This window comes from Burkholderia sp. Nafp2/4-1b (assembly GCF_003635165.1).
Lineage (GTDB): Bacteria > Pseudomonadota > Gammaproteobacteria > Burkholderiales > Burkholderiaceae > Burkholderia.
The window spans coordinates 312139-325621 of record NZ_ML058597.1 but is presented as its reverse complement, the minus strand read 5'-3'; the positions used below and the strand labels follow the sequence as shown (position 1 = coordinate 325621).

13 protein-coding genes are annotated in these 13483 nt (G+C 70.1%); all 13 read right to left on the bottom strand.

The features are described from left to right. Window positions 1-106: 106 nt before the first annotated feature. Entirely contained in the window at window positions 107-1138 is a 1032-nt protein-coding gene (locus C7H84_RS01535) for an EscU/YscU/HrcU family type III secretion system export apparatus switch protein (RefSeq protein WP_121857088.1), read from the bottom strand. Between the two features lie 24 nt (window positions 1139-1162). Continuing rightward, window positions 1163-1972, bottom strand: a complete 810-nt coding sequence (gene sctT, locus C7H84_RS01530) for a type III secretion system export apparatus subunit SctT (RefSeq protein WP_121857087.1) — start codon at window positions 1970-1972, stop codon at window positions 1163-1165. Continuing rightward, window positions 1966-2727: a hypothetical protein gene (locus C7H84_RS01525; RefSeq protein WP_121857086.1), complete on the bottom strand. Its 762-nt coding sequence runs from the start codon at window positions 2725-2727 to the stop codon at window positions 1966-1968. Before C7H84_RS01525 ends, sctT begins: the two co-directional genes overlap by 7 nt. After that, a complete protein-coding gene (sctN, locus tag C7H84_RS01520; protein WP_121857085.1) occupies window positions 2720-4111 on the bottom strand; it encodes a type III secretion system ATPase SctN in 1392 nt (463 codons plus the stop codon). The genes C7H84_RS01525 and sctN overlap by 8 nt, the downstream gene beginning before the upstream one ends. Then, complete coding sequence (sctL, locus tag C7H84_RS01515; protein WP_121857084.1) at window positions 4108-4737, bottom strand: type III secretion system stator protein SctL; 630 nt, start codon at window positions 4735-4737, stop codon at window positions 4108-4110. Before sctL ends, sctN begins: the two co-directional genes overlap by 4 nt. Further along, window positions 4719-5468: a SctK family type III secretion system sorting platform protein gene (locus C7H84_RS01510; protein WP_121857083.1), complete on the bottom strand. Its 750-nt coding sequence runs from the start codon at window positions 5466-5468 to the stop codon at window positions 4719-4721. The genes sctL and C7H84_RS01510 overlap by 19 nt, the downstream gene beginning before the upstream one ends. After that, window positions 5465-6349, bottom strand: a complete 885-nt coding sequence (gene sctJ, locus C7H84_RS01505; RefSeq protein ID WP_121857082.1) for a type III secretion inner membrane ring lipoprotein SctJ — start codon at window positions 6347-6349, stop codon at window positions 5465-5467. The genes C7H84_RS01510 and sctJ overlap by 4 nt, the downstream gene beginning before the upstream one ends. A gap of 55 nt (window positions 6350-6404) precedes the next feature. Continuing rightward, on the bottom strand, window positions 6405-6893 hold the full coding sequence (locus C7H84_RS01500; RefSeq protein ID WP_121857081.1) for a hypothetical protein: 489 nt from the start codon (window positions 6891-6893) through the stop codon (window positions 6405-6407). A 124-nt stretch (window positions 6894-7017) separates the two neighbouring features. Then, window positions 7018-7239, bottom strand: coding sequence for a hypothetical protein (locus C7H84_RS01495; protein WP_121857080.1), 222 nt, complete (start codon window positions 7237-7239; stop codon window positions 7018-7020). 144 nt (window positions 7240-7383) lie between these two features. Beyond that, window positions 7384-8742 (bottom strand): type III secretion system inner membrane ring subunit SctD, encoded by a 1359-nt coding sequence (gene sctD, locus C7H84_RS01490; RefSeq protein ID WP_121857079.1) that lies wholly within the window; start codon window positions 8740-8742, stop codon window positions 7384-7386. Then, on the bottom strand, window positions 8723-10780 hold the full coding sequence (gene sctC, locus C7H84_RS01485) for a type III secretion system outer membrane ring subunit SctC (protein ID WP_121857078.1): 2058 nt from the start codon (window positions 10778-10780) through the stop codon (window positions 8723-8725). Before sctC ends, sctD begins: the two co-directional genes overlap by 20 nt. Continuing rightward, window positions 10780-11058: a type III secretion system export apparatus subunit SctS gene (sctS, locus tag C7H84_RS01480; protein WP_121857077.1), complete on the bottom strand. Its 279-nt coding sequence runs from the start codon at window positions 11056-11058 to the stop codon at window positions 10780-10782. The genes sctC and sctS overlap by 1 nt, the downstream gene beginning before the upstream one ends. Continuing rightward, window positions 11055-13268: a type III secretion system export apparatus subunit SctV gene (sctV, locus tag C7H84_RS01475; protein WP_121857076.1), complete on the bottom strand. Its 2214-nt coding sequence runs from the start codon at window positions 13266-13268 to the stop codon at window positions 11055-11057. The genes sctS and sctV overlap by 4 nt, the downstream gene beginning before the upstream one ends. Window positions 13269-13483 lie beyond the last annotated feature (215 nt).

Genomic DNA, 13483 nt, shown 5'->3' with positions numbered 1-13483 from the left:
AAGGCGCGTCAAGCGTCTGGCACACCGTCAGACGAAACGCCGCCGGCGGCACGCCCGTCATCGCGATCGAAATCGCCGCCCCGATCCGCCCCCGCCGGCGGTGCCCTCACTGTGCGCCGGTCGCCCACTTCAGCAACTGGGCGACCTCGCGGAAATGCTGCTGCTGGATCGTGCCCTTTTCCGGCGTGCTCTCGTACAGCGCGTGCGCAAGCCCGGCATTCGCGAGCGTCGGGCGCAGCGCGTCGCGCGCGAGCTTCACGATCCGCTCGGCCGCCTCGCCCTCGCCGCGCGCCAGCACCCACGGCAGCGTGCCGATCCCGCCGTAATAGAGCGCGACCGCGACGCTCGACGAATAGACGACCACCGATGCGAAGCCGATCCGGTCGGGCAGCGACGAGAACTGCGCTTCGCGCGCGAGCTGCCGGCGCTTCGCCTCGATATGCGGATCGCCCTCGTCTTCCTTGTGCTCGCGCCGCACTTCCTCGATCGACATCTTCATCTTCTGGTTGAACTCGTGGCGCTGGTGCACGATGTCGATCAGCGCCATCACGAGATAGATCAGCGCAGCCCAGCCGAACAGCAGCATCAGCAGCTTCACGATCAGCGCCAGGATCGAGATCGGCCGCGTGAAGCCCGACTGCACCGACGGATCGAGCGACTCGACGATCAGCCAGCCGAGCGTCGCGACCAGCAGCACGGTCTTCAGCAGCATCTTCGCGAGGTTCACGAGGTTGCGCATCGACCACATGTTCTTCAGCCCCTCGGCCGGATTGAGCCGCGACAGCTGCGGCACGAGGCGGCTCCACGCCATCACGCCGCCCACCTGCACGAAGCCCGCGAGCAGCCCCGCCAGCAGCCCGGCCGCGACGATCTGCGCGGACAGCGTCGCCCAGTCGCGCGCGGCGCCGTCGATCAGCGCCGCGAGCCGCGCGGACGGATCGGCCGCGCCGGCCGCGTCGAACACGAGCCGGAACAGCGCCTGCAGCCGTGCGAACAGCGTGCCGAGCCCGACCGCAAGCGCGACGCACACGCCGACGAAGAATGCGGACGAAATCGTTTCCGCGCTCTTCGGCACGTCGCCTTTCTGGCGCGCGTCGCGCAAGCGTTTCGCGGTCGGCTTCTGGTCCTTTTCGGCCATGGCGGCTCCGGTTCCGGCGCGCGCTCACGCGCCGCCGTGCGCGGCGAACAGCGCGCGCAGCAGCGCCATCAGCCCGCTGTCGGGGCTCAGCAGCGCATGCAGCGACGCGTACACCACCGGCAGGAACAGCACCATCATCAGCACCGCGAGCGCGCTCTTCACCGGCTGCGCGAACACGAAGATGTTCAGTTGCGGTACCGCGCGGCCGACCAGGCCGATGCCGAGCTCGACGAGCACCAGCACGATGATGACCGGCGCGGCGAGCTTCACCATCCATTCGAAGATCGTGTCGGTCTGCCGCACCAAGAAGGTCTCCAGCATCGACGAGAAATCCGGGCCGAGCGAGCCGATCGGCCACCACGCATACGACTGCGCGAACAGCTGTACGAGCACCTGCAGCCCGCCCGCGGTGACGAACAGCGCGATCGCGACGAAATTGAGGAACCCTGACGTCGGGCCGCCCTCGTGCCCGCCCATCGGATCGAAGTACGCGGCGCTGCCGCTGCCGGTCTGGAAATCGATCAGGTAGCCGACGCCCTGGATCGCGAACAGCACCGCGCTGAACGCGCCCGCGAGCAGCATGCCGACCACCGCTTCCTTCGCGACCAGCAGGCACCACATCAGGAACGGCAGCGCGGCGACCTGCGCCGGGTCGATCACCGGCGCGACGAACGCGGCAATCACGACCGCGATGCCGTTGCGCACGAGGCCCGTGATGATCTGCTCGTTGAATACCGGCACGACGAACATGATCGGCAGCAGGCGCGGCATCACATAGAGCAGCGGTCGCAGCGTGCCGGCGATATCGTTGAAGTTCGCCGCGTGGTCTAGCATCGGCGCTCCGCTGCGGCGCGTGCGGTGTCGTCGACGGGAGCGGCGGGTGCTGGGGCGGGGGCGGCGATCGGGTCGGTCTTGGCGGCTGCAGCGCCCGGGTCGGACGTGTCCGCGGCGTCGGACGTGTCTGCGGTGTCCGTCGTATCTGCGGTGTTCGTCGTGTCCGCCGCGTCTGCATCCGCCGGTCGCGACACCATCTCCGCATCGAACACGGCGGCCAGTTCCGCCGGCCCCGCAGCATGCCCGTCCGCATCGCTCGCCCACACACCGGCCGTCGCGAAGCGCCGCACCGCATGCGCATCCGCGACCTCGTCGGCGTCGCGCTCGACCCGCGCGGCGCGCGCGTGCAGCGCCTTCTCGCCGGCCTTGTCGAGCTTGTCCTCGGCGGCCTTCGCCTTGCGTGCGGCGCGCTGCAGGTCGGCGAGCGTCGCTTCGTGATCGCGATGCACGTGCGTGGCCTCGCTGACCGACGCGTTCGCGACGCCGATATGGCGATCGAACGTGCGCGTATCGGCCGCGGCGTTCTGCAGCGCGCGCGCTTCGCGCACGTCGTCGGCGAGCCGCGTCTGGATCGCGGCCTTCGCGGCGACCTGCTGCGCGAGTTGCGCGTGCGCTGCGTCGAGCGCGCGCCGGCTCTCCGCGGCGATACCCTGCTGGCGCGCGGCCGCGACCCGCGCGATCTGGCTGCGCATCTCGCGCACGCGCTTCAGGCGCGCGAGCGTCGCGAGCACGAGGCGGTCGTCGGCTTCAGACATGGTCGTTCGCGAGTTTCGTCAGCTTCGCAAGCAGCGTGTCGAAGCGCACGTCCTCGTGCGACGCCTGCGCGCAGAACGCGCCGATCGCGTCGCGCGCGCGCAGCGCGAGATCGCCGAGCCGGTCGCTGCCCTCGCGATACTCGCCAATCTGCACGAGCAGCTCGATCTCCTGATACTTCGCGATCAACTCGCGCACGCGCGCGGCCGCCTGCTGATGCGCGCGGCTCGCGACGAGCGGCATCACACGCGACAGGCTCGCGAGCACGTCGATCGCCGGATAGCGGTTCGCCAGCGCGATCTTACGCGACAGCACGATATGGCCGTCCAGGATCGAACGCACTTCCTCGGCGATCGGATCGGATTCCTCATCGCCCTCGACCAGCACCGTGTACAGCGCCGTGATCGACCCGGTTGCGCCCTGCCCCGCGCGTTCGAGCAGGCGCGGCAGCACCGCGAACGTCGACGGCGGGAAGCTGCGCCGGGTCGGCGGCTCGCCGCTCGCGAGACCGACCTCGCGCTGCGCGCGCGCGAAGCGCGTCAGCGAGTCGACCAGCAGCAGCACGCGCTTGCCCGCATCGCGGAAGTGCTCGGCGATCGCGGTCGCCACCAGCGCGGATTTCACGCGCTCCATCGCCGGACGATCGGACGTCGACACGACGACGATCGAGCGCGCGCGCACCTCCGGCGACAGGCTGTGCTCGATGAACTCGCGCACTTCGCGGCCGCGTTCGCCGACCAGCGCGATCACGTTCACGTCGGCCTGCGCGCCGCGCGCGATCATCCCGAGCAGCGTGCTCTTGCCGACGCCGGACGGCGCGAAGATACCGACGCGCTGGCCGATGCCGAGCGTCATCAGGCCGTCGATCACGCGCACGCCGGTCGGAAACGGCGTGTCGATCATCTTGCGCGCAAGCGGGTTCGGCGGGTCCTGCTGCGTCGACACCCACGCGGCGCCCGTCACGGGCCCGCGGTCGTCGAGCGGCCGGCCGAGCCCGTCGAGCACGCGGCCGAACAGCGCTTCGCCGACCGGAAACACGTGCTCGCGCCCGGACGGCACGACGGTCGTTTCCGGCGACAGTCCGGCCACGTCGCCGAGCGGCGTGAGCAACGTGGTCTGCCGCGAGAAGCCGACCACTTCGGCGAGCAGCGTCGGCTGGTTCGGCGTGCGCAGCTCGCAGATTTCGCCGAGCCGCGCGCGGATGCCCGTCGCGTTGAGGATCTGCCCGACCGCGTGATTGACGCGGCCCTGCACCGACACCGGCGAGAAGAACGCGAGCCCAGCGTCGAGATCGCCGACGAGGCGGCCGCGATCGAACGGCGCAGCATCGTCGTCGCCGTCACCGTCGCGGCCGAACGGCTGCGGATCGTCGAGCGGCGCGTTCATCGCGTCGTGCCCTTCAGCGCGTCGCGGCGGATCGCCTGGCGCAGCGCATCGATCTGCAGGTCGAGGCTCGCGTCGATGCGCCCGGACGGCGTCTCGACCGTGCACGCATGACGTTCGAGCTTGGGGTCCTCGACGATGCGGATGCGTTGACGGTTCGACTGCCCGGCGAATGCATGGTCGAGCGCGTCGCGCATCTCGTCCTGGCGGCCGGGCGCGACCCGCACGATCAGGAACGGCTCGTCGCGCACGAGCGGCGCGATCCGCGCGAGCGCGGCCTCGTACAGCTTCTGCGTGCCCATCTCGCCGACGATCGCGCGCACGGCCTTCACGACGATGTCGGCCATCGAATCCTTCATCGATTCCATCGTGCGCGCGGCGGCCAGCGCCTGCGTATAAGTCTGCGCCGCATGCTCGCGCTGCGCGCGGCGCATCCCTTCGTCGTAGCCGGCCGCCTGGCGCTTGTCGAATTCGCGCTGCGCATCGGCAACGATGCGCGCGGCTTCGTCGCGCGCGGTCGCGATCACCGCGGACGCGTCGAGCAGCGCCGCGTATTCGCGCTCCTTGAGCACCTTGCGCTCCGACAGCAGCTGCAGGTTGTCGCTCGTGATCAGAAAAGCCAGTCCCATGACGCAAGCCTCTCGGGAATCAGAAACAGGAACAGCAATTCGCCGAACTGGTCGCGCTGCGCGCGGTTCAGCCAGTACGGCGCTTCGTCGTCGATCGCGCGGTTGAACTTCAGGCGCACGCGCCGCGCGACCGCGTCGCCGGCCACGCCGATGAAATCCGCGAGCAGCCGGCCGCCGCGCGCGCGGATCACGACCGGCAGCGCAGCCGGATCGGCCCGCCACGGTTCGAGCGTGTCCGCGAGCGCGCCGAACTCCGGCGCGCGTTCCAGCGCGAGCTCCAGCGCATCGCCGCCGAGTTTCGCCGCGACTTCCGCGCGAATGCGCCGCACGTTCAGCGCGTCGCGCAGCCAGCCGCGATGCAGCAGCAGCCCCGCATACGAAGCGAGCTGTTCGAGCGCCGCGCCGGGCAGCAGCGCGAGCCGCGCGCACGGGTTCGCGACGTCGAAGTCGTGACGTTCTGCGACTCCGTTGGCGTCGAGCAGATGGCGCGCGAGCAGCTTGCGGCCGGCCGGGCCGAACGCGTCGGGCGAGCGATAGCGCGCGGGCCAGTCGGCCGGCACGCGCGTCACGTGCAGATAGCGATCGGGCCGCAGGTTGAATTCGCAGACGAGCGCATGAAACGCCGCGCGCCGCCCGGCAGGCGGCGGCGCGATCGCATGCAGCCACGGCAGCGATGGCAGCGACGACGCGTCTGGCGCGGCGCCCTGCGGCAGCGCATGCGGGTCGCTCATGCGCCGTCGCGCGCGCCGTCCGGCGTGCGCAGGCTGCCGCCGCCCTGAGCGGACGCACCGCCCGCCGTGTTCGCACCGCGCGGCGTGCCGACCACCGCGGCGAGCCGCGCGCCGAACATCCCGCGCCGCGCGGCCGACAGCGCGATCACCGCGAACGTCAGCAGGATCAGCGCGAACACGAGCCAGCCGAGCGGCGAGCGCAGCCGCAGGATGTCCGATAGCGCGCTGCCGATGCCGTCGACGCGCGTCGTGCGCGCGGCGGCCGGCTGCAGGAACAGCGACACGTTGTCGTACTGCAGCCCTTCGATGCTGTGCGCGACCAGGTCCTTGACCATCGGCGCCATCGCCCGCAGGTCGACGCCGGGCCGGTAGCGGATATAGACGGCCGCCGACGACGGCTTGATCTTGTCCGCGAGCGGATCGTTCTCCGGAATCACGACCTGCACGCGCGCGACCACCACGCCCTCGATGTCCTGCAGCGTGCGCGACAGGTCCTGCGAGATGCCATACAGGTAGCGCACGCGCTCCTCGGCCGGCGTCGATACGAGCCCCTGCTTCTGGAACAGTTCGCCGAGGCTCGCATAGCTCGGCTTCGGCAGCCCGTTCGCCTGCAGCACGGTGAGCGCCGACTGCATGTCGCCGTCCGCGACGCTCACCAGCCACGCGTTGCGATCCGACGTGTCGCGTGCGTCGTTGTCCTTCGACGCGCTGATGCCGGCATCGCCGAGCACGGCGACCATCTGGTTCGCATCGCGCTCCGACAGGCCCGAGTAAAGCTCCTTCTGGCAGCCGGCGAGCAGCGCGAGCAGTCCCGCGAGCAGCGCACGCGCCGCCCGGCTGCGCCACGCATGCATGCGCGGCGTCGAATCGATCGTCGTCATCGTTTGTCCGCTTCAGGGCGCGCGGCCTGGTTGCAGGCGCACGCACCGGCTTTCGCTACTCCTGCGTCTTCAGCACCGTGTGCGTGAAGCCGTTCGCCGCCTGCGCGACCGACAGGCTCAACTGGTATTCGGAAATCGTGGTGGTCGCCGTCCACTGGAAATCCATCGCCTTCACCATCGTCATCAGCGGATCGCTGCGGTTGTCCGCCATCGACGTCAGCATCTCGGTGCGATGCTTGTCGATGTTCGCGTACCGCGTGTCGAGATCGTTGCCGTACGTGCGCAACCGCTCGACCAGCGACGAATGGTTCGCCTGCGCGGGCGTCGCGGGCGTCATCTGCACCGCCGGCGCCGCATCGGCCGGCGCGCGCGACATCGCGACACCCGACGCCGATGGCGATGCCGCGGCCGGCGACGCCCCCGGCTGCATCAGCGCATCGAACTGGCGCACCTGCGCCGGATCGGACGCCGTGCCCGCCTGCTGCGCGGCACCCGCGAGCGCGGCCGCGCCGGGCGGCGCCGCGCCTACGCCTGTCACTGACATGATTCATGCCCTCCTTGGCTGGCAGATCCGCAAACGAGCCGGCCGGCACGCACGCCGCCGCGGCCGAGCGCCCACGACGGGCCGCCCGGCGCGCGCCGACGCACGGCGCGGCCGGCGACCGGCGTCATGCGCGGCCGGCCGAGCTCAGGTGTTGCGCAACCTGGGCATTCGCCGTCCCCTCCTGCGCGGTCACTGCGTTGCTGGTTTCGAACGTCGCGGTCGACTGCTGGACCTGGAAGTTGATCTTCGTCAGTTCGAGCTGCGTCTTGGTCAGGTCGTCCGCCTGCTGCTGGACCTGGTTCGTGTCGGTTGCACCACCCGCGTTGCCGGCTGCTGAAGCACCCATGATTCGCTCCTTTGCGTAAAGAACATCATCCACTGTCCGGCGGCGGCCCCATGCCCCGCCGGCGACGTGACGCGCCGCATCCGTGCGGCGTGTCGCGTTATGCGCGCACCGCGCGAGTCGCGATGCGCAGATCCTGTCGCGGCGCTAGTGCGCCGCCCCCTTCGTTGCGCCGGCTGCCGCGACGGCCGGCGTCGCCCGCGCATCCGGCAGCAGCGTCGGCCCCGGCACCGGCTGCGCGACGCCCGCCGCCGCCCCGCTCGCGAGCGGTGCCACCGGCGCCGCCGGCGCCCGCTCCGGCGCGCTCGCCGACGCACCGCCGAGCGGCATCGTGATGCGCTGGCCGTTGCGCTCGAACACGACGGCGTCCGGCCCGATCGACACGACGGTCGGCCCTTCCTTCAGCCGCGCGCCTTCGAAATAGCGGCTGCCGTCGACCGTCTCGATGTAGCGCTGGTCGCCGTCGCCGGCGAATACCGTCGTGATCTCCGGAATCCCGGCCACGCCGCCGAGCGTCGTCGCGGTGCGCGGCGCGGCGCCATCGGCGTCGCGCACGTGGTCGACCACTTCGAGCGCCGGGCGCGCGTCCTTCATGTAGTTGCGGATGCGCGGCTCGATCTGCGCGCGCTCGGCCGCGCCCGTCAATTCGATCCGGCCGCGGCCGAGATAAGTGACCGTGAGCGCCGTATCGCTGAAATACGTCTGCGCGGTCGCGACGAGATCGCTGACCACGTAGATGTTGCCGAGCGCCGCGTTGTCGACGCCCGCGACGATCTGCGCGACGCGTTCCCGCGCGGCGGGGTCGCTCACGTAGCCCGACACGATCACGCCGTCGTCGCGCGGCGCGACCGCGAGCTCCGGATACGCATGCAGCAGCTGCTGCAGCCGGTGCGTGCGCGCGAGCACCGATTCGTGCTGCCACGGCAGCCGCCCCGACCACGCGACGAAGCCGTAGCCGAGTGCGCCAAGCAGCACGCCGATCCACAGCGCGACGAGCGCGATCACGAGCCGCCGGCTGCCAAGACGCCGCAGCCCGCCCGTCAGCCAGCCGAGCCATGCGGCCTCGCGCGCGGCGTCCGGCGCGCCGGCCTCGTCCGGCACGGCGACGCTCGCCAGCGCGTGCCGCGCGATGCCGAGCTTGATCGAGCCAATCGTCACGACGTCCTGCGGCGTCATCGAGCGGCGGCCCGCGCCGAGCGGCTCGTCGTTGAACAGCACCGGTGCGCCGCCGTCGTCGCCGTGGTTCTGCACCGTCACCGCGAGCGCGCCGACCTGCAGGCACACCTGTTTCGCGCCGATCTCGCGATCGGGCAGGATCACTTCGCAATCGGCCGCCGTGCCGACCCAGTTCGCGCCGCGCGCGAGCGACATAGTGCGTCCGTACATCGGCCCGCTGAGGAAGCACAGGTTCCACGGCGACGCGAGCGCGGCCGCACCGCCCCCCGCGCCCGCCGCGCTGCCGGGCAATGCGCCGTCGCCGTGCGGATCAATGATGGTCGTCGACATGGGCGGGTGCTCCTGCGGTCGACGCCACCGGCTGCGCCGCCGTGTCCTTCGGCGGCGGCGGCAGTGCGGGCGGACCGAACTTCGTGCCGGGCAGCGGCTTCGGCGTCAGCGGTACCGCGACATCGTTGTCCGGCGGCCGATACATCGACATCGCGTTCGGATCGGCCGGGCTGTCCGCGCCCGGATTCACGGGCGAGCCGTCCGGCGCATACATCGACGCGGTCGTCACCACGCGCGGCGTCAGCAGGTAGAACCGCTCCATGTGATTGCCCGACTTGTCGGTGTACTTGAACAGGTTGCCGATCAGCGGAATGTCCGACAGCCACGGCACGCCGCTCTTGTTCAGCCGCACCTCGTCGTCGTTGAAGCCCGCGATCAAGAGGCTCTTGCCTTCGTCGATCATCGTCTTGGTGACGATGTTGCGCTGCTGGATCACCGGCACGTTCGACACGGCCTGCCCCGGCACGATGTTGCCGTCCTGGATGTCGATCGACATCATCACGCTCTGTGGGTTGCGAACGGCTACCGCCGACACGGCCGCCGCGTTGCGGATCGCCTCGTCGACGATCATCGGCGTCACCTTGATGCTGGTGCCGGTCGTCACGCTGTACAGCGACGAATCCTGGTAGCCCTGCACCTGCACGTAGAACTGCGTGAGGTTCTCGAGAATGGCCTCGGTGTTGTCGAGCGCGAGCACCTTCGGCTTCGAGCGCAGCTGCGCCTGCCCCTTCTGTGCCAGTGCATTCACGCGCGTGAGCAGGTAATTGCGCAGCGAGCCGCCGATCGACGCGGTCAGCGCGATGCCGGTCGGCATGAAGGTGCCGGTCTGCCCCGTTTCCGACGCGCCGATCCCGAACGTCAGCGGCGGATTGCCGGCGCCGTTGTACTGCGTGTTGCCGTTCAGCGGGTTCTGGCCGTTGCCGATCTGCACGTCGCCGTGCGTCGTGTGCAGGCGCCAGTCGATCCCGAGGCTGTCGAGCGAATCCTCGTTGATGTCGATGATCGTCACGTTGATCTCGACGATGCGCGGCCGCTCGTCGAGCTGGTTGATCAGCGACTGGTAGCGGTACATGTTCTCCGGCAGGTCGCGCACGATCACCGCGTTGATCGCCGGATCGGCGACGATCTGCGGCAGCGTGTCGCCGCCGCCACCGCTCGAGAACGGCGAGATGCCGCTGCCCGCGCTGCTGTCCGCGCCGCCGTAGCCGCCCTGCCGCGCGCCGCCGGAAATATCGGGGAAGTCGAGCCGCGGCACCGCGATCGTCAGCCCCGAACCGAGCTTCACCTGGCGCGCCGCCTGCCCGAGCGGCGTGCTCGACGGCGCCGCCGCCGTGTCGCCGACCTTGCCGAACAGCCGGCGCAGGATCGTCGCGACGCCCGGCACGGTCACTTCCTTGCCCGAGCGGTTGATCGTGAAGTCGGACGCCCAGCCGTACCTGAGCCGGAACGCACGAATGTCCGCGTGCGCGCCGTTCGCCGACGGATCGCCGACCGAGCCGACCGCCTGCCGCACGAGCTCGACGTAGCGGCGCGGACCGGCCACGTATACGCTGTTCGCGCGGTCGTTGATCACGAGCGTGTAGCGCTTGTCCGGAATCTGCATCGCCTGCAGCGCGCGGCCGATCTCGCCCGCCGCGTTCGGCGGGATCGCGATCATCTGCGTCTGCGACTGGTCGGCCGGATCGACGTAGAGGAACGAGCCGTCGTAGTACCACGTGAGCCCGTAGGTCGAGCAGATCGTATCGAGCGTCTGCTGCGGCGTGCCCGAGAAGCGTCCGCTGATCACGCCGTCGACCTTCGGATCGACCACGGCCGTCACGCCTTGCGACGACGCGAGTTCGCGGATGAAGTCGCCGATCTTCTTGCCGTTCGCGACGATCGTGAACGGCTTGTTGCGCCAGCGCAGGTCCGCCGCGCGGGCCGGCTGCGCGATCGTCATGCACAGCGTGGCCGTGAGCAGCGCGGTCGCGCACATGGCGAGCGCGGCCCGTTGCAGGCGGCGCGGTTGAAACGGAATCGGGGCGACGCGTCGACGCATCAAAGCACTCCTGGGGAAGAAACGAACATGCGTTCCAGCGCCTGCTGCGCGAAGCGCAGCACTTCGCTGCCGAGCCAGCCGGACAGCAGCACGAGCGCGACCATCACGGCGATGAGCCGCACCGCGATGCCGATGTTGGCGTCCTGCACCTGCGTGACCGCCTGCAGGATCGCGACGACGAGGCCGGTGACGGTGGCGATCAGCACGATCGGCAGCGACAGCAGCAGCACCAGCATCAGCGCCTGGCGGGTCAGGTCGAGAATCGTCGAGCTCGTCATTGCACGACTCCCGGCGCACGCACGCCGGCGCCCGCGCCGAGCGTGCCGTCGTCCGGCGGGTTCTTCACCCAGCCGATCGTATGCAGTTGCACGTCCTCCTCGACCTCCTGGTACGACAGCACCGCGAGTTCGGGCAGCACCGGCTGCAGGATCGTCTTCACGTAGCGGCGCGCGCCGAGCGCGACCATCACCGCGAGCCGCGGCGTGCCTTGCGCGTTGCCGTGGCCGCCGGGGCCGGACGCCTGCGCGGCCGTCGCGGCCTGCACGATCGCGCGCACCTGCTCGCCGATGTCCTGCTTGATCGCGCTCGACAGCGCGAGGAAATTGCCCTGCTTCGTGCGCATCACCGCGCTCTCGATCCGCTCCTGCAGGTTTTGTTCGAACAGCACGACGCGCAACTGGCGCGCCGCGCCCGCATGGCGATCGGTGATCATCCGGCGCAGGTCGACGCGCACCAGTTCGACCAGCGCGATCACGTCGTCCGGCTCGTTCGGCGCCCACGTGATCAGGCTCTCGAAGATCACGCGCAGATTGCGGATCGGCACCTGCTCGGCGAGCAGCCGGCGCAGCACTTCGGTCACGCGCTGCAGCGGCACCAGGCGCGTAAGCTCGCCGACGAGCTCCGGATGCTCGCGGCGCACGAGATGGACGAGCGCCTGCGTCTCCTGGATGCCGAGCAGTTCGTCCGCATGCTGGCGCACGATCTGTTCGACGTGCGCGGCGAGCGCGCCTTCGCTGGTCAGCCACTTGCCGTCCGGTGCCGCGCCGTCGGGCTTGATCCACAGCGCGGTCGCGAACGGACCGAACGCCTCGGCCGGCTGGCGCTCCGCGCGTTCCGGCAGCGGTGCGACGCCGTCCCACAGCAGCCAGCCCGGCTTCAGCGCGCCATGCGCGGCCAGCACGTCCTGCAGATAGATCCGATAGGTGCCGGCCGGCGCGCCTTCGTCGTCGTTCAGCGTGATGCGCGGGAACACGGTGCCGATATCCGCGTCGACGCGCGCCTTCGCGCTCGACAGCGCCGTTTGCAGTTGCGCGAGATTCAGCGTCGTGCGCAGATCGTCCGACAGCGACACCGCGATCAGCGACGTGACGCCCGCCGCATGCGACACCTTCGCGGGCTGGCCGTCATCGGTCGCGCCGATGCGTCCGGCGATATGAATCAGGTTGAAGCTCGGCGCGGTGGTCTTGCGCTTCAATTGCGTGAACGCGAACGCACCGAGGCCGAACGCGATCAGCGCGAACGACCACTTCGGAAAACCGGGCACGACGAGAAACCCGGCCAGCACCAGCGCCGCGATCAGCAGCGCGCGCGGATGCGCGCCGAGCTGCTCGCCCAGCTGTTCGCCGAGCTGGCGCTGGCGCGTGTCGCGCGTCGCGACGCGGGTCGTCACGATACCGGCCGCGATCGACACCAGCAGCGACGGAATCTGCGACGCCATCCCGTCGCCGACCGTCAGGATCGCGTAGCGCTGCAGCGCCTCGCCGATATCCATCCCGTGCATCAGCGTGCCCACCGCGATGCCCGCGACGATGTTGATGAACGCGATCACGAGGCCCGCGATCGCATCGCCCTTCACGAACTTCATCGCGCCGTCCATCGCGCCGTGCATCTGCGATTCCTGCTCGAGCTTCTCGCGGCGCTCGCGCGCTTCGTCGGCGCTGATGATGCCCGCGCGCAGGTCCGCGTCGATGCTCATCTGCTTGCCCGGCATCGCGTCGAGCGAGAAGCGCGCACCGACTTCGGCGACCCGCTCCGAGCCCTTCGCGATCACGATGAACTGCACGACGGCGATCACGAGGAACACCACGCCGCCCACCACGACGTTGTTGCCGACCACGAGCCGGCCGAACGCATCGATCACGTGGCCCGCGTTCGCATGTAGCAGGATCAGCTTGCACGACGCGATGTTCAGCGCGAGCCGGAACAGCGTGGTGAACAGCAGCAGCGCGGGAAACGACGAGAAGCTGACCGCCGACGGCACGTAGGTCGACACCGTCAGCAGCACGACGCTCGCCGCGAGATTCAGCGAGATCATCCCGTCGAGCGCGGCCTGCGGCAGCGGCAGGATGAACAGCGCCACCACCGACACGATGAACGCGGCAAGGAACAGGTCGGCGCGCGGCGACGCTCCGAGACGCCGCCCGGACACGCTGCGGCCGGCGGAAAAGATCCGCTGCCAGTCGCGGGGGAGCGCCTTCGGTTCTGCCATCGTGCCGTCGTCCTGTCGTTGTTTCCGGCGGGCGCGGGCGGTCATGCCCCGTGTCGCTCGGACCGTTGAATGGGACGAGTGTAGCGACGCGAAACCGCGTTGAAAGGGGCGCGCCTCGTAGCGCCGCGGCGGTTTTCGTATGACGAACGGATCGGACTACGAAACCCGGCGATGCGTGCGCGTGCGCATCGCCGGAACCGCTTCCATCGGACGGC